The following is a 25,060-nucleotide window of genomic DNA, read 5'->3' on the forward strand; positions in this document are numbered from 1 at the left end:
GTGAGAGCCGCGCAGCGGTACTGTATTTACATGCCTTCTCAGATCAAGCTTGCAGTCATTCCCGGTGATGGTATTGGGCCCGAAGTTGTGGCCGAGGCCCTCAAGGTTTTGAAGGCAACCGGTGTGGATGTCGCCCCCACCGAGTTTCCCTTTGGTGCGGCTCATTACCTTGAGTCGGGCACCATTCTCGAAGACTCCGACATTGTTGAGCTTGCGAAGCACGACGCGATCCTTCTGGGCGCTGTCGGGGGAGACCCGCGCGATCCTCGCCTCACGGGCGGCATCATCGAGCGCGGCCTTCTGCTGAAGCTGCGGTTCGCGCTTGATCACCACGTGAACCTGCGCCCCACCACAATCTTCCCCGGTGTCACCTCACCGCTGGCTGACCCTGGCGCCGTCGACTTCGTGGTCGTGCGCGAAGGTACCGAAGGCCCCTACGTGGGCAATGGCGGGCGAATCCGCACCGGTACGCCCCACGAGATCGCCACCGAGGTCTCCATCAATACGTCGTTCGGCGTCGAGCGCGTGGTGCGCTTCGCATTCGCTCACGCGATGGAGCGTGACCGCAAGAAGGTCACTCTCGTGCACAAGACCAACGTGCTCGTTCATGCCGGCGGTTTGTGGCAGACGACAGTCGACCGCGTCGCGGCAGAGTTCCCCGAGGTCGAGGTCGATTACATGCATGTCGACGCGGCGACGATTTACATGGTCACAAATCCGAGTAGATTTGACGTTATCGTCACCGACAACCTTTTCGGTGACATCCTTACAGACCTCGCAGCAGCCATCAGCGGCGGCATTGGTTTGGCCGCCTCCGGCAACTTGAACCCGAGCGGGGAATTCCCCTCCATGTTCGAGCCGGTTCATGGCTCAGCGCCCGACATTGCGGGCAAACAACTCGCTGATCCCACGGCGGCAATCCTGTCGATTGCATTGCTGCTCTCACAGTTCGGCGAATCGGATGCCGCGGCCCGCGTCACTGCGGCCGTTGAAGCCGATCTCGGCGCCCGTGGCGACACCGCACGGTCCACGTCTGAAATCGGCAGTGCAATTGCCGACGCTGTAGCGCAGAATTAACCCACCGCCATTATGGCTGTACGTCATTAAGGACATTTGATGAAGAATCTGCTGGCTGATCGCCCCCTCTCGTTCCTCGTGAAGAAGAACCAGGAACCTCGCTCGGTTGAAGAGCGTGAAGCAATTCTGGCGAACCCCGGCTTTGGGGTGAACTTTACCGACCACATGGTCGACATTTGTTGGTCGGAGCAGGGCGGTTGGCACCGTCCCCGTGTGCAGCCGTATGGGCCGATCGCGCTCGACCCTGCCGCTGCGGTGCTCCACTACGCCCAAGAAGTCTTCGAGGGTCTCAAGGCTTTCCGTCATGAAGACGGCTCGATCTGGTGCTTCCGCCCCGAAGCGAACGGTGCTCGTCTGCAGCGTTCCGCAGCCCGCATGGCGCTGCCCGAGCTGCCGGTAAACGAATTCGTGAACTCGCTCAAGCAGCTCATCGCGGTCGATGGCGACTGGGTGCCGAGCGCGCCCGAGACCAGCCTCTACCTGCGTCCCTTTATGTTCGCTAAAGAGGCGTTCCTCGGTGTGCGCGCTGCGAAGAAGGTCAATTACTACGTGATCGCGAGCCCCGCCGGCGCTTACTTTGCTGGCGGCGTTGCCCCGGTATCGATCTGGGTCTCCACGAACTTCACTCGTGCAGGCAAGGGCGGAACAGGGGCGGCCAAGACGGGCGGCAACTACGCGTCGTCTCTCGTGGCCCAGCAGGAGGCATCCGCTCAGGGCTGTGCTCAAGTGCTGTTTTTGGATGCCGAAGAGGGCAAGTACATCGAAGAGCTCGGTGGCATGAACGTGGTTCTCGTCAAGAAAGACGGAACCCTCGTCACCCCGCAGTCGGAGTCGATTTTGGAAGGCATCACGCGCGACTCGGTGCTTCAGCTTGCTGAAGATCGCGGTCACAAGGTTGAACGTCGTCGCGTCACTCTCGAAGAGTGGCGTGAGGGTGTGGCCTCGGGCGACATCACCGAAGTGTTCGCGTGTGGCACTGCCGCAGTGATCACGCCTATTGCTCTGCTCAAGGGCGAAGGTTTTGAAATTGGGTCGGCGGATGCTCCCGCCGGCGAACTGACGATGTCGCTGCGCGAAGAGCTCACCGACATCCAATATGGCCGTCGCGAAGATAAGCACGGCTGGATGACGAGGCTCGACGCATGAAGGTAGCTCGGTTCAGTTCTGGCACGGGAGCCCGCTACGGGATCATCGATGGCGACGAAATTGTTGTACTGACGGGTGACCCGATGTTCAACGGTTTCGAGACCACCGATGAGCGTTTGCCGCTCGCGGACATCAAGTTGCTGGCGCCGGTCATCCCTCGTTCGAAGGTCGTGGCGTTCGGTCGCAACTATGCCGAGCACGCCAAGGAGCTCGGCAACGAGGTTCCGGATGCTCCCATGATGTTCATCAAGCCGAACACGTCTGTCGTGGGCCCCGGCGATGCCATCATGTTGCCTCCGCAGTCGGAAGAGGTCGCGTTTGAGGGAGAGCTTGCCGTCATCATTGGCAGCATTGCCAAGAACGTTGCTGAAGCCGATGTCGACAGTGTGATCTTCGGCTACACGATCGCCAACGACGTCACGGCTCGCGACCTGCAGAAGTCTGATGGCCAGTGGTCACGTGCCAAGGGCTTCGACACGTTCTGCCCGCTCGGACCGGTAATCGAGACTGAGTTCGTGGTGGGCTCGCAGAGCATCCGCACCGCGGTGAATGGTGACCTCAAGCAAGACGGCACCGTTGACCAGATGATTCATTCTGTTGCTGCGCAGGTCGTCTATGCTTCGGCCGCATTCACGCTGTTGCCCGGTGATATTCTTCTCACGGGCACGCCTGCCGGTGTCGGCCCGCTCGTGCACGGCGACACCGTCGAGATCACGATCGAAGGCATTGGCACGCTGAGCAACCCGGTTCGTTCTATCGCCAAGTAGGCGTCGTCGCAGAATCGCCCGCAATGGGCGGTTCTGCGGCTTAGAATAGTGGCAATGTCTGCTCCATTTTCTACTGCAACCGCTTCCGACGTTCGCGTTCGGTTTTGTCCGTCACCTACCGGTACGCCCCACGTTGGGCTGATCCGCACTGCCCTGTTCAACTGGGCTTATGCGCGTCACACCGGCGGCAAGATGGTGTTCCGTATTGAAGATACGGATGCCGCTCGCGACAGCGAAGAGAGCTACCTGCAGCTTCTCGACGCCATGCGCTGGTTGGGGTTGGACTGGGACGAGGGCGTGGAGACCGGTGGGCCGAATGGCCCCTACCGCCAGTCGCAGCGCACCGACATTTACCTTGAGGTCATCGAGAAGCTGAAGGCTTCCGGTCACCTCTACGAGTCTTTTGCGACGGGTGAAGAGATCGAGGCCCGCAACGTGGCCAACGGTCGCGACCCCAAGCAGGGCTATGACAACTTCGAGCGCGACCTCACCGCTGAGCAGATCGCGGCATTCAAAGAAGAGGGCCGCAAGCCGGCTTTGCGTTTGCGCGTTCCGGACTCCGACTTGAGCTTCGACGACCTGGTTCGGGGCGACATCACGTTCCCCGCCGGTTCGTTCTCTGACTTCGTGGTGGTGCGCCCGAACGGTGCTCCGCTCTACACATTTGTGAACCCGGTGGATGACGCACTCATGGGCATCACGCACGTGCTGCGCGGTGAAGACCTGCTCTCGAGCACCCCGCGCCAGATCGCCCTCTACACGGCACTCATCGAGATCGGCCTCACCGACGCCATCCCGCGCTTCGGTCACCTTCCTTACGTGATGGGTGAGGGCAACAAGAAGCTTTCCAAGCGCGACCCCGAGTCGAACCTGTTCTTGCACCGCGACCGCGGGTTCATCCCCGAGGGTCTCATCAACTACCTCTCGCTGTTGGGCTGGTCGCTCGCACCCGACCGCGACGTGTTCTCGATCGAGGAGCTCATTGGGGCCTTCGACGTGGAGAACGTGAACCCGAACCCGGCCCGCTTCGATGTGAAGAAGGCGGAGTCGTTGAATGGCGACCACATCCGTCTGCTGTCGGCGGAGGAATTCGCTGGCCGTCTCGTGCCGTACCTCGTTGCTGCCGACGTCATTTCGGCTGAGCCGACCGACGCTGAGCTCGCAACACTGGCCGCTGCCGCGCCTCTCGTGCAGGAGCGCATGCAGCTGCTGGGCGATGCTCCCGCGCTCTTGCAGTTCTTGTTCACGGCGGATGCTGACCTCACGGTCGATGCGGATGCGATGCCGAAGGCCGAGGGCCCCGAGGTTCTCGATGCTGCGATTGCTGTGCTGACCGACCTCGATTCGTGGACGCACGATGCCATTGAGGCAGCGTTGCGCGCCGAGCTCATCGAAGTGAAAGAGATGAAGCCGCGACTGGCTTTCGGACCCTTGCGTAGCGCGATCGCTGGTCGCCGCATCAGCCCGCCGCTCTTCGAGTCGATGGAACTGTTGGGCAAGGAATCGTCACTGGTTCGCCTGAAGGCGTTGCGCGCCCAGCTATGAGTGAGCAGTTCGACTGGGATGTTGTCATTGTCGGCGGCGGACCGGCTGGACTCAGCGCTGCCCTGAACTTGGCGCGGGCTCGTCGACGCACTCTTGTGCTCGACAGCAATCGCCCCCGCAACTCGGCGACGTTCCACTCTCACGGCTTTTTGAGCCGCGATGGTATTTCTCCTCTCGAGCTTCGCAAGATGGGACGGGAGGAGCTGGAGCAGTATCCGAACGTCTCGTTCGAACGAACCATTGTTGAGGGCATCGAGCCGCTCGGTGCCGTTGGCGCCGGCTTCACCGTCACGCATCGCGGGGGAGCGGTCACGACCCGCACCGTGCTCATCGCGACGGGGTTGCGCGAAGTGCTGCCGAAGTTGCCGCTGCTGCGCGCGTTCTATGGCACGAGCATCCACTCGTGCATGGAGTGTGACGGCTACGAGTATGCGGATAAGCCGATTGCGCTCATTGGCCACACGGATGACCTGGCGGAGCGGGCGCTGCTGCTTTCGCAGTGGAGCCGCGACCTGATTGTCTTCACGCAGGGCGTTGGCCACGTGAGTGACGCCGACGAGGCGATGCTGGCGGAGCGAGGCATCCGAGTGGATCGTCGTGAAGTGGCGGATGTCGCGGGCGACCGTGATGGCCTCACCGGCGTTGTTCTCGCCGACGGCGAAACTATCGCGCGTGAGGCCGCGTTTGTGCGCCCCGACTATGAGACCGCGCTCGACTATGCAGCAGGCTTGCAGCTCACCCTCGACGCGGAGGGCCTGATCGTCGTGGACGCTGCCGGCCGGACCAGCGCGGCAGGAGCCTATGCGATCGGCGATGCCACCCCGCCCGGTCCGCAGCAGCTCATCGTTGCCGCCGGTGATGGCGCTGAGGTTGCCGCGGTCATCAACCGCGACCTGCTCTAAGAATTACTCCGCTGCCCGGCCCCGCGTCTTCAGCATGGTGACGAGGCACGCGGCGAACAGCACCGCGGTGATGGGGGCCCAGACTGCTCGTTCGACGGCGCTGGGGGTGATGAGGTTCAGGATGACGCCCACGCCCGCATAGGCGGTGGTGAACCACGCGAGCACCGTAATGAGTCGGCGTGGGGCGAGCCTGAGAGGGCCGCGTTCGGTGCGGGCGAGGATCGCTGCCGCCATCACGAGAACGAGGGCAGTAGAGACGCCGGCGAAGATGCGACTCTGGGCGGGGAGCGTGCCTTTGTTCGCTCCGCCTTGCGTGTATTCGCCGAGGGGTGCTCCGAGAACGACGGCGAGTTGGAAGAGCGCGACGAGCGTGAAGAGCGCGGCGGCGATGGTGGCGCCGATTCGCGCGGCGCGGGGGATGGGCGGAGATGCTGCGGTGCGCGGGGGCGTGAGGGCAGACTGCGCTGGTGCGACTTTGTCGTTCATCGGGCGGACTCCTTGTGATTGGTGAGTTGGGTGCGAAGATCATCGAGCCAGGTGATTTCGGCGCGCGCGTGGGCGCGCCCCGACTCGAGCGTGGCGTATTGCAGTCGGATGGCGAGAGTGACTTTCGAGAGTTTTGGGGGTGCGCTCGCGGCGAGTGTGTCGAGCGTAGTGAGCAGTTCGACGGCAGCGGATCGGCGTTGGTCGAGCAGTGCGATCACTCCCGCTGTGCCGAGCGAGGCGGCGAAGAATAGCCGGAGGAGAAAAGGTTCGCGGGAGGTGTCTGGCTCGAGCGGTGAGGCCAGCCAGGTCTTCAATGCCGCTCGCCCCGGTTCGAGGATCGAGTAGAGGCGGCGGTCGGGGCGAGACGCCTGCTCAACGGTGGTGCTTTCAACGAGTCCGTCAGCTTCGGCGCGGTGGAGGGTGCGATAGAGCTGCGACTGATCGGCCGGCCAGAAGTGTGCGGCAGTCGTCGAGAACGCTTTGCCGAGTTCGTAGCCCGTCATGGGATGAATCGCGACGAAACCGAGCACGGCATGGAGTAGTGACATACCCCGAATATAGGACAAGTCCTATATGGCGTCAAGGAGTGAACCACAACCCTCTAAAGATGCGCTAAAGTAGTAAATCGGTTCGGCTGCGGCTGAACGCTGTGGGGTATGGTGTAATTGGCAACACGGAAGATTCTGATTCTTTTGTTCTTGGTTCGAGTCCAGGTACCCCAGCAAAACATCTAGGGAGCAACTCCCGCTCAGCCCGGCTCTCGCCGGGCTTTTTCTTTGCCGGCGCACCTCGGGTCTAGTTAGGGCTTTTTCGCGGACTGGCTTTAGCGTGCTGACTGGTGTAGCTAGCGCCGCATTGCGGCCACGAGTGCAGCGTTTCGCTCCTCGAGCAGCGTCTGCATGTAGCGCCTCAGGAACAGCTTCTCGACGAGGCGCCCGAGCGGCCCGAAGGGAGCCGCGAAGGTGAGGCGATCCTGCATGTGGGTGCGGCCGTCGACCTCGGTGAAGAGGTGCTCGTGGTGGTAGGCGGCGAAAGGGCCGCGCACTTGTTCATCCGCAAAGCTGTGCGGGGCATCCACGTCAAAAATACGCACTGTCAGGCGCAGCGGTAGGCCGAAGTGGCGGGCCTGCCAGGTGACGACGTCGCCCTCGACGAAGTGGCCCGTGGTGCGGCCCGCGACGACCTTTTCACGGTGGTGCGTCATTGAGTCGAGATGCAGATTGACGCTCAGCGACAGCGCGCACACCTCAGCGATGGGGGCATCGAACATCGTGTCGAGCACAATCAGTTGCGTCATAGGTTGAGCCTACTTTCTGCCCGCCTGAGTCGAGGTGCGCTATTCGCAGGCGATCCCGTCACCATCGCGGTCGAGTCGCGGCGTTTCGTAGCCGGGCTGCCCGGCATAGAGCGGTGCTGCCCCAGCGGCGCGCACGGCCGTGCAGTTGGCGTAGTGCGCATAGGCTGGGGCGGGTGCTGGAGCGGGTGCAGTGACGGGCGCGGGTACGGGGGCGGCCACGACCGGTTCGGGCTCGGGAGCAGGGGCCGGAGTAAACGACGACGTCAGCGCTCGCTGGTCGGGGCACGAGTCGAGTACCCGCTCGATCGCATCGTGCTCAGCTGTCGTCACCCACAGCCCGTAGGTAGCTTTGACCGAAACTTGGGCGGCGACATAATTGCAGCGGAAGCTCTTGTTTGACGGCAACCAGGTTGCCGCATCGCCAGCACCCTTCTGAGCGTTCGACTTGCCGTCAACTGCCAGCAGGTTGATGGGATCGTTCGCCAGCGTGATTCGTTGCTCTTGCGTCAATTGCTGTGCGCCAGTTTGCCAAGCGTTGGAGAGCGACACCACGTGATCGATCTGAACTAACGCTGACGTCGTATTTCCTCGGAGAAAATCGATCGACGTATTGGTAAAGGGCGAGACGAGCGTGCCAGTGAGTACCTTGCACGATCCGCTCTTCGTAAGAGCGCTCAGGTCTCTTGCCAAGATGTCGTTTCGAGTGTCGCAGCCGTTGCGATCAACGTCTAACCACGCCGCACCGAACTTGGCCGTTCGGGCGTACCCGGTCTTCGGTGCTTTGCCCTTGATCGGCAGGGTCGCCAACAGCGCTAGCGCCGTCGTATCAGTGAACGAGGTGTCGAGAATGCTTACGGCGGCATCGGATGCTGGCGCAGTTGCTTTGTCGGGATCGGCGGGAGCATCCACGCTGAAAGTAGCGCTCGGGCTTGCAGTTCGCGTCGCGGACGGGGTCGGCGACGGCGATGGAGCGGCGGTTTCGGTGACTTGTTCCGCATTCGCGACCACGTCGACCGGAGCGTTGCCGGCGCCAACCGTGCCGCCAACGATGGTGGCGAAGAGGCTCGCCGCGATGACGATTGCACCTGCTTTTCGCGAAGGCACTGACGCCCAGGAGCGACGGCCACTAATCAGCACGTAAAGGCCCGTGAATAGTCCGAAGAATGCCGCGAGAACCAATACGGCCGCGACGCCAGCGGAGACGAGGGTTAGGTAGGCGAACAGAACCAGAAAGGCGCCGACGATCCAAGTGCTCAGCGTCGGCTTGAACCACTCCGGCGCGCGGTGTGGGACCGGTGCATCCTTTGGGGCGAATTCGTTGCTCCACTGGGTGCCATCCCACCAGCGATTCTTGCCCGAACCGTCGTCGTACCAGCCCGCTGGTGCCTGAGGTGCCTTGGGCGGTTGATTGATGAGTAGGCGCAGCCACGACATGTGATCCTCCGGTGTCGTCCTAACCTTCTCAGAAGTGATAGATGTTCATCAGCCCCATAACGGGGCTCGCGGTGGAGGACTCGCAGCCAGTGTCACAGTCGCGCGTCTGCAGCGGCGAATCATTTACATAGCCCGGCTATGTATAGTGGAGGAATGCCATCCTCACTTCTCTCGTTGCTAGGTGACCTCGTCTCGGTCAACCAGCGCCTTACTCGGTTGGCCGCGCGCGCTACGGGCAGTTCCGAGTCGCCGGCGGTCTGGCGCACCCTTGGCGTGCTCAACTCCGGCGGGCCCATGCGCCTCGGCGAACTCGCCGAACTCAGCCGCGTCGCCCAACCGACCGCCACGAAGCTCGTCAGCAACCTCACCGAACGCGGCTGGGTCAATCGCCTCGCCGATCCGGATGACGCCCGCGCCTCGCAAATTGCCGTCACCACCGCCGGTGCCGATGCCCTCATCGCCTGGCGCGACGAACTCGCCGGAGCCATGCTCCCGCTCTTCGCCGACCTCCACGCCGACGACGTGGCCGTGCTGCGCCGCGCCGTCGAAATCATCGGCGAACGTGCGGATGCCGCAGCCGACCTCGCGCCGGGCGCCCCCGTCACCGCACCACCAGAAGGACAATCATGACCCGCACTACCGCATCCAACACCGGCGCTCCAACGCCCGAAACCGCGAACCCCACCAACGTGAACCCCGCGAACGTGAACCCCAACGCGAGCACCACCAGCAGCATCCTGCACCAACCGCGTGCAGTACGGGCCGTCGCGTTCGCCTCCGTGATCGCATTCATGGGCATTGGCCTCGTCGACCCGATCCTGCCCGCCATCGCCCAAGACCTTCAGGCCACAGCAACCGAAACCGAGATGCTCTTCACGAGCTACCTGCTCATCACGGGTCTCGCCATGTTCTTCACGAGCTGGATCTCGAGCCGCATTGGCGCCAAACGCACCCTCCTCATCGGTCTCGCCCTCGTCGTGCTCTTCGCCTTCGCCGCAGGGCTGTCCGGCAACGTCGAATGGGTCATCGGCTTCCGCGCCGGCTGGGGGCTCGGTAATGCCCTCTTCATCTCGACAGCTCTCGCCACCATCGTGGGTGCGGCATCCGGAGGCACGAGCTCGGCGATCATCCTCTACGAAGCAGCCCTCGGCCTCGGCATCGCGATCGGGCCACTCCTCGGCGGAGTCCTCGGCGGCATCAGCTGGCGCGGCCCGTTCTTTGGCACCGCCACCCTCATGGCCATCGGCTTCATTGGCATCGTGACCGTCATGAAAACGGATGCTGTGCGCCCCACCCCAACGCCGCTCTCAGCACCCTTCCGCGCTCTGGCCAACCCTGCCCTCGGAGTTCTCGCTGCCGCAGCACTGTTCTACAACATCGCTTTCTTCGTGCTGCTCGCCTACACGCCGTTCGCCCTGGTTCCGCTCGGCTTTGGCAGCGCCATGACTCTCGGCTTTATCTTCTTCGGCTGGGGGCTCTCGCTCGCCGTCACCTCGGTGTGGGTCGCGCCGCTGCTCACGCACCGCCTGCCGCGCACCCTCGTGCTGCGACTCGTGCTGCCCCTGCTCGCGCTCGACCTCGTAGCCGCGGCACTCTTCATCGGCTCGGGCCCCGGCCTCATCGTGTGCGTAGTCGTCGGCGGCATGCTGCTCGGAGTACTCAACACCGTGCTCACCGAATGCGTTATGGAAGCCACCGACCTGCCACGCTCGGTAGCGTCATCCGCTTACTCGGGCGTGCGCTTCCTTGGGGGAGCCATCGCCCCACCTGCTGCCACCATTCTCGCCGCCGCCATCTCACCGGCAACCCCGTTCTACGCGGCAGCGGGCTCCGTGCTCGTAGCCACTCTCATCGTGGTCCTGGGCCGCAAACGCCTACGGAAAGCGGATGGCGCAGAGATCAGCGTCACCGAAGAAGCCGAGGTCATCGCGGCTGGCGACCGCTAACGGTGCCATCCGTTTCGCGCGTGACCTCCAGAGCGCAACGAAAAGCCGCCCACTCCCAGTAACCAGCTGGAGGGTGGGCGGCTTCTTTTCGCTCGCGAGTGTGTCGGCGACTGTTCGGGTCTAGCGTCGCCGACTACTCGGGTCTAGAGGGGCTTGCGGTAGCGCAGCAGTTTGCCGATGAGCTTCTGCAGTACGGGGTAGAGCAACACGATGATCGTGAGAATCATCAGCGCGGCGCTCATCGGGCGGGTTAAGAACTGCGTAAGGTCCCACTCTGTCTTGATGACGCTCTGCATGAAGTTCTTTTCCACAATCGGTCCCAGAACCAACCCGAGCACGACCGGGGCGAGCGGGAACTTCGCTTGCTCCAGCAGATAGCCGAGGATGCCGAAGATCAGCATGATGCCCACTTCGAGTAGACCGTTGTTGATTGAGAACGAACCCACAACACAGAACGCCACGATGATGGGCATGAGCACCGAGTTCGGCACCCGCAGCAGCATTCCGCTGCCACGGATGGCGAGGTAGCCGAGCGGGATCATCAAGATATTCGCCGCAATGAATACGATGAAAATCGAGTACAACAAGGGCGCTTGGCTATCGAACAGCGACGGCCCCGGCTGTACGCCCTTGACGAGCAGCACACCGAGCAGAATGGCGGTGATCGTGTCTCCGGGGATGCCGAATACGAGTGTCGGAATATAGGCCGAGCCGACTCCGGCGTTGTTGGCAGAACTCGCACCAACAATGGGTTGGATGTGCCCCTTACCGCTGCCGAAGTTCTTGCCCTCCTTCGAGCCGTTCTTGGTGACCGCGTAGGCAACCCACGCAGCGATGTCTCCGCCGGCGCCCGGCAACGTGCCGATCGCGCTGCCGATGACGTTGCCACCGACTGCTGTCTTCTTGTAGTTCCAGAGAGTGCTTGCGGCGTTGCGCAGCAAGCCCTTCGACTCGATCCGAATCGGTAGCGCTGCTGGGGGAGGGCTGATGACGTTGCGCAGCACCTGCGACAAGCCGAACAGACCGATCATTGCCGGGATGAAGTTGATGCCACCCAGCAAGTCGCTGCTGCCGAACGTGAAGCGGGGAAAACCCACCGAGATATCAAGACCAATGGTCGACACGAAGAGCCCGATGAGCAGCGCGATGGTGCCCTTGACTTGAGAACCGCGAGAAATAATGACCGCGGCCGTCAGGCCCAGAATTGCGACCCAGAAGTACTCGTATGACGTGAAGAGCAGCGCCACCTTGGCAAGCTGTGGTGCAGCGAAAATCAGCACCAACCCACCGAAAATTCCGCCGGTCGCCGACGCCAGCAGGCCGACTCCGAGCGCGAGCGCGCCCCGGCCGTTCTGGGTCAGGCGGTAGGAATCTTCGACGTAGGCGGCGCTGGCCGGTGTGCCCGGCATCCGCACCAAGGCCGACGGGATATCACCCGCGAAGATCGCCATCACCGACATCGTGATGATCGACGCAATGGCGGGAAGCGGGTCGAGGAAGAACGCGAAGGGAACGAGAAGCGCGGCGGCCAGCGTGGCGGTGAGGCCAGGAATGGAACCAATGAAGATGCCGTAGACGCCTGCGGCGAGCACGACGAGGAGCAGTTCCCAGCTCGCCACCATGCTGAGCGCTTGGGAGAGATTGTCGATCATGTTCTAACCCCAGAATCCAAGAGGAAGCGGCACGAGAAGTACCTTATTGAAGATCAGCCAGACCACGAGCGTGGTGAGCACGCCGGCTGTGATGGCGACCCACCACTTCGTGCCGAGTCGGAAAATCAGGCCGACCGTCATCACACTGACAGTCGTGAGAAAACCGAGGAAGTCGACGGCGAGGAGATAGAAGATGACCGCACCGATGATGAGCCCGGCATTGATCCACCTGCTCCAGACGACAGCTTCGCCCTTTTCTTTCGCTGGTCGAACCGTCTTGCGGGCTGTGAACCATCGCCCCAGAAGCAGCAGCCCCATGAGGATCATGAGCCCGCCAATGATGCCGGGGAAGAGCGAGGGGCCGAGCTCTCCGCTCGGCAGTGTGGGGTAATCGCGAACGGCGAGAAGGATGGCCGAGCCGAAAACAACTACGACCACGCCACTGGCGAGATCGTAGTTGTTTTCGGACTTGTCCACCGACTCCTCTACCTCCGGAGCGGTGTCGAAAGTCATCCGGTCAGTCCTGCTGCTTCCATGATGGTTCCCTTGGCCTTGTCTTCGTTGACGATAAACTCAGTAAACGCGGCTGTGTCCTTGCCGTCAACGCCGAATCCGGCAGTCGTCATGAATTCGACGTACTCGTCGCTCGCCACGATGTCGGCAACTTGGCATTCGAGTTCAGCAACGATGTCTTCGTCCATTCCAGCGGGGCCAGAAACGCCGCGCCAGGAACCCATGGAGAAGTCGATTCCGACCTCCTTCAGGGTCGGAACGTCGGGGTAGTTCGGGTCGCGCTCTTCACCCATGATGGCGAGCGGGCGAGCTTCGCCGGCACCGATCATGGTGGCGTTCTCAGCGAGGCTGGCGAAAGTGACATCAATACCGCCAGCAGCGAGCTCTTGAAGGGCGGGAGCAGAACCAGCGCTCGGTACCCAACGGATGTCATTGACATCCATGCCGGCCTCAAGCAACATTCCGGCGCGAGCCAGGTCCCAAATTCCACCAATTGCTGTGCCCGAACCGACGATGTCGCCGGGGTTAGCGCGGGCGTCATCCAAGAGATCTTCGATCGTGTCCCACGGAGCGTCAGCGGCAACCGTGATGCCCGAGGGGTCAGAGTTGACCTGAGCGATCGGGGTGATGTCTTCATAGCTGAGGTCGGTGAGACCCTGCCAGTGCATCATGGTGATCTCAACCGTGGTCATACCGATAACGGAGCCGTCGGCATTGCCGTTAGCGATGGCCGTGTGACCGATAACGCCACCACCGCCGTCACGGTTGACGACGTTGACCGGAACACCCAAACGGTCAGACAGCTGAATTCCGACGAAGCGAGAAACGCTGTCGGTGCCTCCACCGGCAGCCCAGGGAACGATGAATTCGATCGCACCGCTGGGGTAGGTCGAGGAGAAGTCGCAGGAATCGCCTGAACTGCCAGCGGCAGAGTCCGTAGACGAATCGGATCCAGACGCGCAACCGCTGAGTACGAGGCCTGCAGAAACTGCAAGCGCGAGTCCAGAAATCCTCACGCGACGGGACGGCTTGTGCAAGAGCCCGCTAGAGGAGATTTTTGACATCGACATTGATATCCAACCAATCATTGTTGTTAATTCACGTTCATGCTTGTGAACGCCGAAGATATCACAATTGTTCGGGCGCTGTCTTTAGCGCGGCGAAAACTTTCCGGAATTGAGCTGCTCCGAGAGTGCCGCGGCGAGTTCACATCTGTAAACTCCGGGTTATGCAACACCAGACAACGGCGTCACCCGCCCACTCCGTCAAGTCGGCCGATCGCGCGCTAGCAATCGTCGATCTTGTCGCTGCCAAGGGCTACGTAAGTTTTATCGAGATCGTGACGGCACTCGGCCTGCCACGATCGAGCGCGCACGGCTTGCTCAATACCCTGCACTCGGCGGGCTGGCTCGAACACGACCAGTCGACACGACAGTATTCGCTCGGCTTGAGGGCCTGGCACGTGGGCCAGTTGTACACGGGGCACAACCAGATCGCTAACGCGGCGAGGCCCGTTCTTGATGAGCTGGCGACCAAGCTGGGGGAGACCGTTCAGCTGGCTCGCCTCGATGGTTCAGCGAATGCTTACTTCGCAATCAGCCAGCATTCTGTTGAAGGAATGCGGTTTGGTTCTTCGGTGGGGATGCGGCTGCCGGCGCACGCCACGGCACCCGGAACCGCGCTGCTGAGTAATCTCGATGCTGCCGATGTCAAGCGCCGGTTGGATGACTCGCCCTCGCCGCTCTTGGTGAATAAGGCTCCGGTTGAAGCATCCGCGCTTCGGGAGCGGGTTGCTGAAGTGAAGCTGCGGGGGTACGCGCTGGACAACCAGACTTACCTTGCGGGTTCCCGGAGCGTTGCGGTGCCGCTCACGAGCGCTACCGGCGGAATCAATACCGCGATCTCGATCACGATGTCTGCTTCTCGAACAAGCGATGTGTGGCCCACGGATGTGCTGCGCGCGTTGGTGGCAGCAGCGAGCGAAGTGCGGCTGCGGCTCGGCGCACGCGAGCCCGGGATTGTTGTTCCCGATTTGGGATGATTCCTCTGCGCTAACCTTCGCGGTCGTTTGATATCTTGGTATACCAGTATGGTTAACCCTGATGTCGGCCTAATGGAGGGTTTTGAGAATGCACACCAATTCAGCGAATCGCAGTGAGATCGATGAGCAAGCGGCGGCGCACCTCGCCCCGCTCAGCCCCGAAGCGACCCTCGCGCTCAGTCGAGTGAGCACCGCAACGATCACCACTCAGCTGATGTCTCGTGGGCTGCGCAACACCTACCTCGAGGGGCTCGAATTCTCGAACCCCGAGCGCCAGCGTCTGCTCGGAGAAGCCTTCACGATGCGGTGCATCCCCGCCAGAGAAGACATCGATGTGCCGTCGATCTTTCAGGACTACGACCATCCGCAACGGATCGGTGTCGAGTCGGTCGAACCCGGGCAAGTGCTCGTCATCGACGCGCGCGGCAAGAAGCGGGCGGCATCCATTGGGCACATTCTCGCGACGCGCTTGAAGATGCGGGGAGCAAGCGGAATCGTCAGCGACGGCTCGTTCCGCGACATGGTCGGTTTCGAAGAACTAGACCTGCCGACGTTCTCTGCCGGAGCATCGCCGACAACCAACCTGGCGCAGCACCACGTTGTGGACTTTCAGATCCCGATCGCGTGCGCTGAAGTCGCTATTTACCCGGGCGACATCATGGTGGGCGATCGCGACGGAGTGGTCTGCATCCCGCGTCACCTCGCCGAGTCTGTGGCGCATGACGCTCTCGAACAGGAAGAGCTCGAAGAATTTATCCTGTCGAAAGTTGAAGCGGGAAGCCCGCTGCGCGGAACATATCCACCCAACGAAGAACTGCTGAAGAGCTACAGCGAACTGCTGCCCAACTAATCGTGAGGCCGCTACAGCCCGAGCTCACGCTTGGTTACACGCTCGATGGAGACACCAATGTGTTCTTTCATCAGACGCGCTGCCGTCGTGGCATCCCCGCTGCTCGCTGCAGCGTAGATCGCTTCGTGCTCGCTCGCTTCAATCTCGCGTCGCGGCCAGTTCTCCCAGAGCACTCCAGCAACGGCCAACGCCGTGAGATCCTGCAAACGGTCGAGCGAATTGACGATGAACTCGTTCTCGCTATTGGCATACATTCCGCGATGAAAGCGACGGTTGGCGAGCGCGGTCGCCGCGTTTTCGTTGGCGGCGGCGAAGATGCGAGCGTCAGCCAGCGCCTGACCGGCGACAGTGAACTCACGACCGCTTCGCGCAGCATCCATGATGGCCCACGGCTCCAGCAGAACACGCTCTTCATAAATGTGGCGGATGTCGGTGAACCCCAGTCGGCGAACCGAAATGCGGCGGGCTTGAACATCCAACAGCCCCGATCGCTCGAGAACGATCAGCGCTTCACGCACGGGAGTTTTCGAGACGCCCAACTGCTCAGCAATCTTTCGCTCGACGAGAACCTGACCCGGTTCCAAGGCTCCAGAAACGATCGCCGACCGCAGTGCATCGATGATCTGATCCGTGCGCGTGGGAGTATCCGCCTGCGGCGGCAGCGGGGACGGAAAAGTAGCGTCGAGCGACTGGGTCATGGAGGTCAGCCTAAACGACGGCAGGTGTCGCGTGGCAAATGCGAGACCAGACCCGCCGCGTCATCCGCACCCCACCGCCCCTCGATTTTCGGAGAATCATGCTGACAACGACCAACCCCGCGACCGGGGTCACGAACGACACTGACATCGCGCTTACGACGCCGGAAGAAACCGCCGAACGGGCGACATCGGCCCACGCGGCGTTCGAGCAACTGCGGGGGAGTAGCCGCGAATGGCGAGCCGGATTGCTGGAGGCGCTGGCCGACGGTCTCGAGTCGAACCGCGCCGAGCTCGTGGCCGCGGCCAACGACGAAACCGGTCTCGGCGAGGCGCGGTTGAATGGCGAACTCAGTCGCTCGCAATTTCAGTTTCGACTGTTTGCCGACGCTCTTCGTGAAGGCAGCTACCTTGAGGCCACGATTGACCATGCCGGGGAAACCCCGCTTGGGGCTGCTCCTGAGCTGCGCCGGATGCTGCTGCCCATCGGGCCAGTAGCGGTCTTCGGATCAAGCAACTTTCCGTTCGCGTTCTCTGTTGTGGGCGGTGACACCGCATCGGCGCTCGCGGCGGGCAATAGCGTCGTCATCAAGGCGCACAGTTCGCATCCGCTCACCTCGCAGTTGTCGTTCAGCACGCTCGCTGACGCGGCTTCGGCCTACGGTGCTCCGGAGAGCATCCTTGGCATTGTGTATGGCACCGAGTCGGGGCGCGTTCTCGTGGCCGACCCGCACATCGCTGCCGTCGGATTCACCGGATCGCTCGGAGCAGGCGAAGCACTGCTGGCAATCATCAGCACGCGCCCCAACCCAATTCCGTTCTACGGAGAACTCAGCAGCCTGAACCCGCTTATCGTGACGCCAGCGGCAGCAGCCGAGCGCACGACGCAGATCGCTGAGGGGCTGTTCGGATCCTTCACCCTGGGGGCCGGTCAGTTCTGCACCAAGCCGGGCGTCGCCTTCGTGCCGCGGGGTGCGAGCGGAGACGCGATCCTCGAAGATCTGCGAGCGCGCACCGCAGCGGCTGGTGGAATGGTGCTGCTCAACGAACGCATTTCGCATTCGCTGACCGACATCCTCGGAAGAATCACGAATGATGGTGGCGCAAACGTTCTCGCGGTCGGCTCGTTGGCTGGCGCGGGCATCCTGGCGGCGCCGACGCTGCTGGAGATCGATGCTGCAGACTTCACTGAAGCAACCGCCGAGGAAGCCTTCGGGCCCGTGCTCGTTGTCGCTCGCTTCGACTCGCTTGAGCAGATCTTCCATGCCGTCGATGCCATGCCCGGTTCGCTCACCGCCACAATTCATCACGGCGATGATGAACCGGATGCCGTACGCCAACTTTCTGAGCGGATTGCGCCGACAGTCGGTCGACTCGTTTTCAACGGCTTTCCTACCGGAGTGCGAGTGTCGTGGGCGCAACACCACGGTGGAAATTGGCCGTCGACAAACTCCCAACACAGCTCGGTCGGTGTCAGCGCTATCCGTCGTTTTCTCCGCCCGATCGCTTTTCAGGATGCGCCGGCAGCGGTGCTCCCCGAAGAGTTGCGGGAGGAGTTCTCCTCAATCCCGCGCCGTATTGATGGTGTGCTCGTTCTTCCCGCCCGTGCTGCGACCAGCAAAAAGGTGATCGTGTAGCCTCGACTCGTTGGTATACCAAGCCTGACCATCCCCGATTTTTAGTACCTGTTTTTCATCGCTCAACCAGAAAGAGGCATCATGCAGCTCAACCTCACCGGACGCAAAGCCCTAGTCACCGGCGCAGGACAAGGAATTGGCGCGGCAATCGCGCTCGGTCTCGCCCAAGCCGGCGCCGACGTTGTCGTGCACTATGCGAATAGCAAGGATGCCGCTGCCGACGTCGTGGCCCAGATCGTCGCCCTCGGCCGCGCTTCGGTCGCGGTGCAAGGTGACCTCACCGACTCTGCCCAGGCAACAGCCGTCGTGGATGCCGCTGCGGAATCGCTTGGCGGTCTCGACATCATCGTCAACAATGCGGGAAACCTCGTGGGGCGTCACACGATCGCCGAGATGAGTGATGAGCACTGGCACCAGGTGATGGATGTCAACGCCACGAGCGGGTTCTTTGTTTCTCGGGCTGCGATCCCATATCTGACGCAGTCGAGTGCCGGCCGCGTCATTATGATGTCGTCGCTTGCCTCCGAAAATGGTGGCGGCGCCGGTGCTGTTGCCTACGCGACCGCGAAGTCTGCGATCGTCGGCTTCACGCGAGGTCTCGCCAAGGAGCTTGCTCCGTCGAACATCACCGTCAATGCTCTCGCGCCCGGGTTCATCGGTGACACCCCGTTCCACAACAACTTCACGCCCAGCAGTGCGCAGCCCGGAATCATCGCCGGGGTGCCGTTGGGGCGCGCGGGAACCGTGGAAGACGTCGCTGGCGTCACTGCCTTCCTGGCCTCTGACCTGTCGTCGTACGTGACGGGGCAGGTTCTCGACATTAACGGTGGGTTGAACTTCCGCTAGCCAGCAATTCCGCTTCCGCTCACGAGAGCGCTATCCCTTGAGGGGGATGACCGCGATCTTGCCCTTAGCGCCCGCCACCACGAGAACGTTGCTGGCCTCGATTCCGTCGAGGGCGGCAACGATTTCGGCGATGCCGGGCTCAAGCGGCGAGGCCGTTGCGCGCTGAAGAACCGTCACGCGGGCTCCGGTTGCGGCACGCACGGCATCCACAAGCTCGGCGTTGTCGTGGGAGGCCACGAGCGTGACGTGACCGATGCGACGAACGACTTCTTCAGTGACGCTGGAGGCGCGGTCTCGTTGCCAAATCGCGAAATGGTAGGCCGCAACCAGAAGGGTGGCGGTGAGCAACCCGAGGGCCTGGCGTGAACGCTCAACAAAGCTTTCACCGCTGCCACCATCGAGCAAGAACGAGAACAGCTGAAAGCCGATCACAAGCAACGTGATGAGTGCCACGAGTGCGCTGAGGCCAAAAATGATCACGAGATAGATGCGTCGACCGGGGGTCGCCACGCGCTCAGGGTTCGAGGCCTGCCGAGGAAGCCAAGCCCTCCACCAGAAGACGCCGCCCACGAGCAGAGCGCTGAGCCCACCCAACAACAGGCTGCGGATGTTGCCCTCAAGAAGCGAGTTGCTGGTTGTTGCGAGCAACGCATTTACTGTCACGCCCACACCCGTCGCGGCTACCGCGAGGGAAACTCCAGCGCTAGCAAAGCTGACCGCGGAGCGCACGCCACGGGAGCGTGCCCACACAGTGGGAGCGTGATAAATGAAGACAATCACGCCCACCGCGGCAGCCGAAAACGCGCTTCCTAGCGGATCTAGCGTTACCGAGAGCGGTTCCGGCAGTCGCGCGAGCAGCGACAGAATCACCCACACGACAACGGCGGTGCCCACGACGTAGGCCGCAATCGAGGCGATGCCCGAAATGAACACCAGCAAGACGTTGGCGAAGCCGTGCAATTGCGATTGCACGCCGGCGCGGAACCAATGCCACCACCACAACAGTGCGCCGCCGGCCGCCCAGACGAGCGCCTGCAGCACGAGCTGCCACAGCGGGGCAGTCACGATAACGCCGCCCGCCAAGGCATCAAGCGCACCGTCAATGATGCGCGCGAGAGCTACTGCCAGTCCGCCAGCAAGATAGAGCAGTCCCAGCAGCGACGCGATTGCCGGCGCCGCACCGGCGAGGCGGGTAGGCGCTTTGAGTGGATGCCGCCACATCCAGTAGTGCCAGGCCCACACCAAACTCCACACGATCCCCACCGCAAGACCGGAGGGCCGCCAGCCGTTGACGATCGCATCGGATGCCCAGGAGAACAGCGAAATCGTGGCGACCAGGAGCGCGACCGTTGACATCACGACGAGATATACCGGCCAGAGAATGGATGCCCGGTCTCGAGCCATTGCCGCGTCGCGCCAGGTCAGCCACCAGAGCCCCGCCGCGAGAGGTCCAGCAACGAGGGCGGAGGCGAGTGATGTCGCCAAGCCGTAGTTATCGAAGCTCACCTCGACACGTCCAACGCCGAACAGTCGGTCGAGCAGGCCACTAAGTCCGCTCGCCGCAATAATGACCGTGGCCGCTAACAACCCGTAGGTGATCACTCGGCGCACAGTTTGCACGCCACCGACCGCTGGCGTCACTGCCGCTGAGGATGGGGGAGTTGTTGTGCGTGAGGTGGTCATTCGCCGAGTCCTTGGTTGTAGCAGAGGGTGAGGTCCCACGGGGCCGACTCAATCCGCCATGAGCGGTCTTCGAGAACGAGGGTGAACACTTCTTCTGACACATAGCCGGAGCCGCCGAAATCGCCGCTTCCGCGTTCCATCGACACCCGCACCACGGCGGTGTCGTCGTTGATGGTTGACGAGATGACGGTCATCCTCAGGCCCTGAAAGGTGCTCGGATCGGCGGAGTCGCAATTCTCACGCAGCTCGGCGGACAACAGGTCGCGCGCCGTCGCGTAGTCGCTATCGACAATCGCGAGCGAATAGGACTGCACAACGCCTTCGGGCGTTGCAGGATCGAGCACCGTTGGGCCGCCGCGGGTGAACACCACCACGAGCGCAATCACCACGATTGCGGCGATGACGGAAAGGATCACTATGAGCGTGCGATCGGGGCGTGCCGTGGTTGGTTCCATGACGCCATCTTCGTCCATCTCGGCCTGCAAGGCTAGCCGTAAATTCACCAGCGCTCGCGGGGGACTCTCGGCATCCCTCGCTGCTGCGTGTGGATGCCGGTACCCCTGTCAGGCCGGCTTGCCGCGCATCTCGAGCGCGATCTGAGAAGCATCGAGATTCGCCAAGGCATTCTCCAGCAGGTCGGCATCGAAAATGCCGTTATCGCGCGCGTCGAGCAGAGCTGTTCGCTGAGCATCGATGACCGCCAGTCGGTGGCGTTTCTCATCGTCGAAATCGGCTTCCAACGGTGCGAAGGCGTCGTCGCTATCCGCAACCGCACCGTTAATATCCAACCGCGCCGGGACGGTGCGCGCGCTTGCCTTCAGGAGGGCAAAGAGGCGGGTTCGTTCTTCCCGTTCTCGCTCCGCGACCGCGACCTTATCGACCTTCGGCGAGATCCGTCGTACGACGGTGCCGATCGTTCCTCCCTGGACGAGCAGCGACATCGCCGCCACCGCAAACGCAATCAAAATGAGAGTCGAACGCTGAGGAGTATCAGCCGGGAGCGTCTGGGCTGCAGCCACCGTGATCGCGCCACGCATGCCAGCCCACACCACGGTGGTGCCCTCGCGCCATCCCAAGGGTTCACGCCGAAAATACTCGATATCGGCCAGCGACCGAGTGACCAGCCCGGTCACGCGTTGAAGATAGCGCTCCGACCTCGCGGGATTATGTTTGCTGCCGCGCTCGGCCGCATCCTGAATCTCCTTCGGGGCATTCAGCCGTTCCTGCATCACCTGCATCCGCGGTTTCATGGAGGCATGCCGACGAGACCGCCGCCCCAAAACGGCAAGCAGGGGAGCGACATAGGCGGCGCGCACTAGAACCGTGATGACGAGAGCGCCAGCTGCAGTGAGTACTGCGTTTCTGATTCCCGCGTCGTCGTTCTCGACATCTGTCAGAATCGTCGAAATCTGGAGTCCCATCATGAGGAAAATCGCACCCTCGAGAACAAGTTCGATCATGCGCCAATTTTGAGTATCGGACAGCCGATTCTGGGGCGAAAACAGCCGAGGTGCCCAGATGCCCGTCACGATTCCGGCGACAACGGCCGCGACCAACCCTGAAGCACCCAACAGCTCCGCTGGCACTGACGCGATGAAAGGCACCGTGAAAGAGATTGCGGTATTGACAGTCGGGTCCGTGATGCGTTTGCGAACCACGAGATTAAGCCAGCCGACCGCTCCACCAACAACGAGAGCAATAAGAACCGAGTAGGAGAACGATCCGACGGCGCCCCAAAAGGAGAACGTCGCTGCGGTCGCCACGATAGCGGCGCGGAGCAGGGCGAGTGCGGTGGCATCGTTGAGCAAGCTTTCGCCGTCGAGCATCGCGACTACGCGTTTCGAGACCGGGGTCTTCTTGATGATGGATGCCGCGACAGCATCCGTGGGACTCACGATGGCTCCCAAAGCGACACCCCACGCGAAACCGAGCCCGGGAATTACGAGCATGAAGAACACGCCCAGTATGAGGGCCGTGCCGACTACAAGCACCACAGAAAGCCCGCCGATTGCGCCAAATTCGCGGCGGAAGTTCATGGTCGGCAGCGAGACGGCAGCTGAATAGAGCAACGGCGGAAGGATGCCCTGCAGAATTAGCTCCGGATCAATTTGCACCGAGTCAAACGCAGGCACCAAGCTCGCCGCGACCCCAATCGCGACCAAAACGAGCGGCGACGCAACGCCGAAACGGGGGCCGAGAAGCGTCGCCGAGGCGATCACGATGAGTGCGATCACGATCACGATGAGCAATTCGGTCATGGGGTTAGCCTTTCAGCCAAAATTATCGAAAAGCTGACAGCAGTGAGGGCTGACGATGTCTCAGCGCGGGGGCGAGAAAAGCTAGACTCACACGGGTGAGTTTGCCTAGGTGTTAGGTGGCTCATGCACCTTGGCCAAGGAGGTCCACTTATGAAAAGTAAACTGTTTTCTGCCGCTGTCTGCGGTTCCACCCTATTGCTTGCTCTTACCGCCTGCAGCGCTGCCGGAGAGTCGGGATCGACCGCTACCGGCGAATTGACCGGAACGGGTACTGGCGCAGAATGCGTCATCGATTCTGCAATTCCCATTGGTGCTTCCTTTAGCCTCACCGGTGCTGCTGCACAGTACGGTGCTGGGCAGAAGAATGCACTCGAACTTGCGGTCAAGACTCTCAACGAGGTTGGCGGCGTCACGTACGACCTCACTGTCGAGGACGACGCGACCGACCCTAAGGAAGCCATCCAGGTCTTCGATGGCTTCATTAGCGCTGGCGCTAGTGTCATCATCGGCCCGACGCTGTCGAACACGGCAAAGCAAACAGACCCGATCGCGCAGGATGCTGGCGTTCCCGTGCTCGGTGTGTCCAACACTGCAGCGGGCATCACCGAAATCGGTGACTACATTTTCCGCGACTCCCTCACTGAAGATGCCGTCATCCCGCAGACCGTCAAGGCTGCTGTTGACAGTCTCGGTGTGCAGAAGGTCGTTGTCATGTACGCCAATGATGATGCATTCACCGAATCTGGCTACCAAGCGTTCGCTGCCGCTCTCGAGGACCAAAACGTTGAGGTCGCCGAAACTCTCACCTTCTCCAAGGCTGACACTGACTTCCGCGCCCTGCTCAACAAGGCGAAGCAGTCTGACGCCGACGCGATCATCGTTTCTGGTCTCATCGACGCTGCAGTGCCGCTCGTGACTCAGGCCCGTGAAATCGGCATCGACACCCCCATCATCGGTGGAAACGGCTTCAACTCGCCCGCACTCATCGAAGGTGCTGGCGATGCTGCAGAAGGCGTCATCGTGGGAGCCGCGTGGAATTCTGCTTCAGACAACGAGCAGAACGTGAAGTTCATTGATGACTACACCGCCGCCTACAGCTCAGCTCCCGACCAGTTCGCCGCTCAGGCGTACGCCGGAATGCAGATCATTGACCAGGCAGTCCGCTCAGAATGCTCGGGCGAGCGTGACGGTATCAAGGCTGGCCTTGGCACAATCACGGATGTTCCTACCGTTCTCGGTAATGTGACTCTGAACGCGAACCGCGACGCTGAACATGACGCTCTCGTGCAGATCGTTCAGGACGGCCAGTTCGTCATTCTGAACTAGCGTCACCGCACCGCACCGCCACTACATGCAGACTGCGTGCCGCCTTCGGGCGGCACGCAGTCACAGAGCAGGGACTCCACCAATGCAACTCTTTCTGGACGGGATATTTCTCGGCTCGATCTACGCGTTATTCGCGATCGGGTTCACTCTGGTATTTGGCATTCTTGACCGGCTGAACCTCGCCCATGCGGCAGTGTTCACCGCCGGCGCCTTGGTCGGTATCGAGATCGTCACCGTCTTCGGAGTTCCGATCTGGCTGCTCATCCCCATCGTGCTGGTGATTGGCGCGATCCTGGGTATTGCTATCGAGCGCATCGCTTTCAGGCCGCTCGCCGGTCGCCACGATGCGCACTTCGCGGGGCTCATCTCTTCGATCGCGTTCGGCGCGATCATCCTCTCTCTATTGCAGGCGCTGTACGGGGCCGATACCCGTCGTTTTCCTGCGGATGCCTTTCCCACTACGCGCGTGGAAATCTTCGGCGCGACAGTATCCCTGCTTCAAGTCGTCATCCTCATCATCAGCGTCTCGCTCATGGTCGTTCTCACCTGGCTCGTGGCCAAATCCAAGCTGGGTCGAGGAATGCGCACGATCGCCGAGAACCCGCACGCCGCCGCTGTGCTCGGCCTTAACGTGGGCCGCATTAGCAGCACAACCTTCGCTCTCTCGTCTGCGCTCGGCGCGGTTGCCGGCGTGCTGTTCACCCTGAACGTGAACGCTGCATCCCTCGGTGTCGGCCATGCCGTTGAACTCAAGGCCCTCGCAGTGATCATCGTCGGCGGAATGGGATCCCTGCCGGGAGCACTCGTTGGCGGTCTGATCCTCGGTCTCGCCGAGGTGCTCGCCGTCAACTACATCGGCAGCTCGTGGCGAGACATGGTGGCGTTCGGGCTGTTGTTCCTCATCCTCATACTTCGACCGCAGGGCCTTTTCGGTGCTCGCAAGACGCGGGAGGTCTAAT

General features: G+C 61.9%; 24 protein-coding genes and 1 tRNA gene. 14 read left to right on the forward strand and 11 right to left on the reverse strand.

All coding sequences use genetic code 11. From position 1 onward, the window contains the following. Positions 1–30 precede the first annotated feature (30 nt). Genes I6E74_RS05585 through I6E74_RS05605 form a run of 5 tightly spaced genes read left to right on the forward strand, consistent with a single transcriptional unit; the run spans position 31 to position 5,437 of the window. On the forward strand, positions 31–1,077 hold the full coding sequence (locus I6E74_RS05585) for a 3-isopropylmalate dehydrogenase (protein WP_197123824.1): 1,047 nt from the start codon (positions 31–33) through the stop codon (positions 1,075–1,077). A gap of 39 nt (positions 1,078–1,116) precedes the next feature. Beyond that, on the forward strand, positions 1,117–2,223 hold the full coding sequence (locus I6E74_RS05590; protein ID WP_197123826.1) for a branched-chain amino acid aminotransferase: 1,107 nt from the start codon (positions 1,117–1,119) through the stop codon (positions 2,221–2,223). Next, entirely contained in the window at positions 2,220–2,990 is a 771-nt protein-coding gene (locus tag I6E74_RS05595) for a fumarylacetoacetate hydrolase family protein (protein WP_197123828.1), read from the forward strand. Before I6E74_RS05590 ends, I6E74_RS05595 begins: the two co-directional genes overlap by 4 nt. Before the next feature lie 54 nt (positions 2,991–3,044). After that, positions 3,045–4,535, forward strand: coding sequence for a glutamate--tRNA ligase (gene gltX, locus I6E74_RS05600; RefSeq protein WP_197123830.1), 1,491 nt, complete (start codon positions 3,045–3,047; stop codon positions 4,533–4,535). Beyond that, entirely contained in the window at positions 4,532–5,437 is a 906-nt protein-coding gene (locus tag I6E74_RS05605; RefSeq protein WP_197123832.1) for an NAD(P)/FAD-dependent oxidoreductase, read from the forward strand. Before gltX ends, I6E74_RS05605 begins: the two co-directional genes overlap by 4 nt. A gap of 3 nt (positions 5,438–5,440) precedes the next feature. Here the strand turns inward: I6E74_RS05605 and I6E74_RS05610 are convergent, their stop codons facing one another. Next, positions 5,441–5,923 (reverse strand): hypothetical protein, encoded by a 483-nt coding sequence (locus I6E74_RS05610; RefSeq protein WP_197123834.1) that lies wholly within the window; start codon positions 5,921–5,923, stop codon positions 5,441–5,443. Next, positions 5,920–6,471, reverse strand: coding sequence for a PadR family transcriptional regulator (locus I6E74_RS05615; protein WP_197123836.1), 552 nt, complete (start codon positions 6,469–6,471; stop codon positions 5,920–5,922). The genes I6E74_RS05610 and I6E74_RS05615 overlap by 4 nt, the downstream gene beginning before the upstream one ends. Positions 6,472–6,573: 102 nt before the next feature. Here I6E74_RS05615 and I6E74_RS05620 point away from each other — a divergent pair. Beyond that, positions 6,574–6,645: transfer RNA gene (locus I6E74_RS05620), tRNA-Gln, on the forward strand. Positions 6,646–6,767: 122 nt separating this feature from the next. On the opposite strand, the gene I6E74_RS05625 is transcribed toward I6E74_RS05620, so the two are convergent. Both I6E74_RS05625 and I6E74_RS05630 read right to left on the reverse strand, forming a co-directional pair. Beyond that, positions 6,768–7,220 (reverse strand): SRPBCC family protein, encoded by a 453-nt coding sequence (locus I6E74_RS05625; protein WP_197123838.1) that lies wholly within the window; start codon positions 7,218–7,220, stop codon positions 6,768–6,770. A gap of 39 nt (positions 7,221–7,259) precedes the next feature. Continuing rightward, complete coding sequence (locus I6E74_RS05630) at positions 7,260–8,654, reverse strand: excalibur calcium-binding domain-containing protein (protein ID WP_197123840.1); 1,395 nt, start codon at positions 8,652–8,654, stop codon at positions 7,260–7,262. Positions 8,655–8,807: 153 nt separating this feature from the next. Here I6E74_RS05630 and I6E74_RS05635 point away from each other — a divergent pair, with 153 nt between their 5' ends. Continuing rightward, entirely contained in the window at positions 8,808–9,284 is a 477-nt protein-coding gene (locus I6E74_RS05635) for a MarR family winged helix-turn-helix transcriptional regulator (protein ID WP_197123842.1), read from the forward strand. Beyond that, positions 9,281–10,600: an MFS transporter gene (locus I6E74_RS05640; RefSeq protein ID WP_231604810.1), complete on the forward strand. Its 1,320-nt coding sequence runs from the start codon at positions 9,281–9,283 to the stop codon at positions 10,598–10,600. The genes I6E74_RS05635 and I6E74_RS05640 overlap by 4 nt, the downstream gene beginning before the upstream one ends. Before the next feature lie 143 nt (positions 10,601–10,743). Here the strand turns inward: I6E74_RS05640 and I6E74_RS05645 are convergent, their stop codons facing one another. From I6E74_RS05645 to I6E74_RS05655, 3 genes are read right to left on the reverse strand one after another with little or no spacing between them, the layout of a single operon-like run. Further along, positions 10,744–12,252: a tripartite tricarboxylate transporter permease gene (locus I6E74_RS05645; RefSeq protein ID WP_197123844.1), complete on the reverse strand. Its 1,509-nt coding sequence runs from the start codon at positions 12,250–12,252 to the stop codon at positions 10,744–10,746. A gap of 3 nt (positions 12,253–12,255) precedes the next feature. Then, complete coding sequence (locus I6E74_RS05650; RefSeq protein WP_197123846.1) at positions 12,256–12,765, reverse strand: tripartite tricarboxylate transporter TctB family protein; 510 nt, start codon at positions 12,763–12,765, stop codon at positions 12,256–12,258. Further along, positions 12,762–13,835 carry a tripartite tricarboxylate transporter substrate binding protein gene (locus I6E74_RS05655; protein ID WP_197123848.1) on the reverse strand — a complete coding sequence of 358 codons (1,074 nt, stop codon included), beginning with the start codon at positions 13,833–13,835 and terminating at the stop codon, positions 12,762–12,764. The genes I6E74_RS05650 and I6E74_RS05655 overlap by 4 nt, the downstream gene beginning before the upstream one ends. Before the next feature lie 158 nt (positions 13,836–13,993). On the opposite strand from I6E74_RS05655, the gene I6E74_RS05660 reads away from it, so the two are divergent. Together I6E74_RS05660 and I6E74_RS05665 are read left to right on the forward strand one after the other, a co-directional pair. Next, positions 13,994–14,806 carry an IclR family transcriptional regulator gene (locus I6E74_RS05660; RefSeq protein ID WP_197123850.1) on the forward strand — a complete coding sequence of 271 codons (813 nt, stop codon included), beginning with the start codon at positions 13,994–13,996 and terminating at the stop codon, positions 14,804–14,806. A gap of 88 nt (positions 14,807–14,894) precedes the next feature. Beyond that, on the forward strand, positions 14,895–15,656 hold the full coding sequence (locus tag I6E74_RS05665; protein ID WP_197106122.1) for a ribonuclease activity regulator RraA: 762 nt from the start codon (positions 14,895–14,897) through the stop codon (positions 15,654–15,656). 11 nt (positions 15,657–15,667) lie between these two features. Here I6E74_RS05665 and I6E74_RS05670 read toward each other — a convergent pair whose 3' ends face one another. Further along, positions 15,668–16,354 (reverse strand): GntR family transcriptional regulator, encoded by a 687-nt coding sequence (locus I6E74_RS05670; protein ID WP_197123852.1) that lies wholly within the window; start codon positions 16,352–16,354, stop codon positions 15,668–15,670. Positions 16,355–16,392: 38 nt separating this feature from the next. Between I6E74_RS05670 and I6E74_RS05675 the strand changes: the two genes are divergently transcribed. Continuing rightward, positions 16,393–17,988 carry an aldehyde dehydrogenase (NADP(+)) gene (locus tag I6E74_RS05675; protein WP_231604812.1) on the forward strand — a complete coding sequence of 532 codons (1,596 nt, stop codon included), beginning with the start codon at positions 16,393–16,395 and terminating at the stop codon, positions 17,986–17,988. 81 nt (positions 17,989–18,069) lie between these two features. Continuing rightward, positions 18,070–18,834, forward strand: a complete 765-nt coding sequence (locus tag I6E74_RS05680; protein ID WP_197123854.1) for an SDR family NAD(P)-dependent oxidoreductase — start codon at positions 18,070–18,072, stop codon at positions 18,832–18,834. 30 nt (positions 18,835–18,864) lie between these two features. On the opposite strand, the gene I6E74_RS05685 is transcribed toward I6E74_RS05680, so the two are convergent. The 3 genes from I6E74_RS05685 to I6E74_RS05695 all read right to left on the reverse strand — a co-directional run bounded on the left by I6E74_RS05685 (position 18,865) and on the right by I6E74_RS05695 (position 22,775). Then, positions 18,865–20,517 (reverse strand): DUF5671 domain-containing protein, encoded by a 1,653-nt coding sequence (locus I6E74_RS05685; protein ID WP_197123856.1) that lies wholly within the window; start codon positions 20,515–20,517, stop codon positions 18,865–18,867. Continuing rightward, a complete protein-coding gene (locus I6E74_RS05690; RefSeq protein WP_197123858.1) occupies positions 20,514–20,972 on the reverse strand; it encodes a hypothetical protein in 459 nt (152 codons plus the stop codon). Before I6E74_RS05690 ends, I6E74_RS05685 begins: the two co-directional genes overlap by 4 nt. 108 nt (positions 20,973–21,080) lie before the next feature. Then, positions 21,081–22,775, reverse strand: coding sequence for a sodium:proton antiporter (locus tag I6E74_RS05695; protein ID WP_197123860.1), 1,695 nt, complete (start codon positions 22,773–22,775; stop codon positions 21,081–21,083). Between the two features lie 150 nt (positions 22,776–22,925). Between I6E74_RS05695 and I6E74_RS05700 the strand changes: the two genes are divergently transcribed. Both I6E74_RS05700 and I6E74_RS05705 read left to right on the forward strand, forming a co-directional pair. Beyond that, positions 22,926–24,101: an ABC transporter substrate-binding protein gene (locus I6E74_RS05700; RefSeq protein ID WP_197123862.1), complete on the forward strand. Its 1,176-nt coding sequence runs from the start codon at positions 22,926–22,928 to the stop codon at positions 24,099–24,101. An 82-nt stretch (positions 24,102–24,183) separates the two neighbouring features. Beyond that, positions 24,184–25,059, forward strand: coding sequence for a branched-chain amino acid ABC transporter permease (locus I6E74_RS05705; protein WP_197123865.1), 876 nt, complete (start codon positions 24,184–24,186; stop codon positions 25,057–25,059). Position 25,060: the final 1 nt, after the last annotated feature.

The sequence above is a fragment of the Salinibacterium sp. SWN139 genome (genome assembly GCF_015864625.1).
GTDB lineage: Bacteria > Actinomycetota > Actinomycetes > Actinomycetales > Microbacteriaceae > Rhodoglobus.

What these genes read in the sequence shown, in the direction of transcription:
- I6E74_RS05605 (WP_197123832.1), top strand. Translation starts at nt 4,532, where the DNA reads ATGAGTGAGCAGTTCGACTGGGATGTTGTCATTGTCGGCGGCGGACCG.
- I6E74_RS05660 (WP_197123850.1), top strand. Translation starts at nt 13,994, where the DNA reads ATGCAACACCAGACAACGGCGTCACCCGCCCACTCCGTCAAGTCGGCC.
- I6E74_RS05705 (WP_197123865.1), top strand. Translation starts at nt 24,184, where the DNA reads ATGCAACTCTTTCTGGACGGGATATTTCTCGGCTCGATCTACGCGTTA.
- I6E74_RS05610 (WP_197123834.1), bottom strand. Translation starts at nt 5,923, where the DNA reads ATGAACGACAAAGTCGCACCAGCGCAGTCTGCCCTCACGCCCCCGCGC.
- I6E74_RS05700 (WP_197123862.1), top strand. Translation starts at nt 22,926, where the DNA reads ATGAAAAGTAAACTGTTTTCTGCCGCTGTCTGCGGTTCCACCCTATTG.
- I6E74_RS05590 (WP_197123826.1), top strand. Translation starts at nt 1,117, where the DNA reads ATGAAGAATCTGCTGGCTGATCGCCCCCTCTCGTTCCTCGTGAAGAAG.
- I6E74_RS05695 (WP_197123860.1), bottom strand. Translation starts at nt 22,775, where the DNA reads ATGACCGAATTGCTCATCGTGATCGTGATCGCACTCATCGTGATCGCC.
- I6E74_RS05665 (WP_197106122.1), top strand. Translation starts at nt 14,895, where the DNA reads ATGCACACCAATTCAGCGAATCGCAGTGAGATCGATGAGCAAGCGGCG.
- I6E74_RS05595 (WP_197123828.1), top strand. Translation starts at nt 2,220, where the DNA reads ATGAAGGTAGCTCGGTTCAGTTCTGGCACGGGAGCCCGCTACGGGATC.
- I6E74_RS05690 (WP_197123858.1), bottom strand. Translation starts at nt 20,972, where the DNA reads ATGGAACCAACCACGGCACGCCCCGATCGCACGCTCATAGTGATCCTT.
- I6E74_RS05680 (WP_197123854.1), top strand. Translation starts at nt 18,070, where the DNA reads ATGCAGCTCAACCTCACCGGACGCAAAGCCCTAGTCACCGGCGCAGGA.
- I6E74_RS05640 (WP_231604810.1), top strand. Translation starts at nt 9,281, where the DNA reads ATGACCCGCACTACCGCATCCAACACCGGCGCTCCAACGCCCGAAACC.
- I6E74_RS05645 (WP_197123844.1), bottom strand. Translation starts at nt 12,252, where the DNA reads ATGATCGACAATCTCTCCCAAGCGCTCAGCATGGTGGCGAGCTGGGAA.
- I6E74_RS05615 (WP_197123836.1), bottom strand. Translation starts at nt 6,471, where the DNA reads ATGTCACTACTCCATGCCGTGCTCGGTTTCGTCGCGATTCATCCCATG.
- I6E74_RS05670 (WP_197123852.1), bottom strand. Translation starts at nt 16,354, where the DNA reads ATGACCCAGTCGCTCGACGCTACTTTTCCGTCCCCGCTGCCGCCGCAG.
- I6E74_RS05635 (WP_197123842.1), top strand. Translation starts at nt 8,808, where the DNA reads ATGCCATCCTCACTTCTCTCGTTGCTAGGTGACCTCGTCTCGGTCAAC.
- I6E74_RS05630 (WP_197123840.1), bottom strand. Translation starts at nt 8,654, where the DNA reads ATGTCGTGGCTGCGCCTACTCATCAATCAACCGCCCAAGGCACCTCAG.
- I6E74_RS05675 (WP_231604812.1), top strand. Translation starts at nt 16,393, where the DNA reads ATGCGAGACCAGACCCGCCGCGTCATCCGCACCCCACCGCCCCTCGAT.
- I6E74_RS05625 (WP_197123838.1), bottom strand. Translation starts at nt 7,220, where the DNA reads ATGACGCAACTGATTGTGCTCGACACGATGTTCGATGCCCCCATCGCT.
- I6E74_RS05585 (WP_197123824.1), top strand. Translation starts at nt 31, where the DNA reads ATGCCTTCTCAGATCAAGCTTGCAGTCATTCCCGGTGATGGTATTGGG.
- I6E74_RS05655 (WP_197123848.1), bottom strand. Translation starts at nt 13,835, where the DNA reads ATGTCGATGTCAAAAATCTCCTCTAGCGGGCTCTTGCACAAGCCGTCC.
- I6E74_RS05650 (WP_197123846.1), bottom strand. Translation starts at nt 12,765, where the DNA reads ATGACTTTCGACACCGCTCCGGAGGTAGAGGAGTCGGTGGACAAGTCC.
- I6E74_RS05685 (WP_197123856.1), bottom strand. Translation starts at nt 20,517, where the DNA reads ATGACCACCTCACGCACAACAACTCCCCCATCCTCAGCGGCAGTGACG.
- gltX (WP_197123830.1), top strand. Translation starts at nt 3,045, where the DNA reads ATGTCTGCTCCATTTTCTACTGCAACCGCTTCCGACGTTCGCGTTCGG.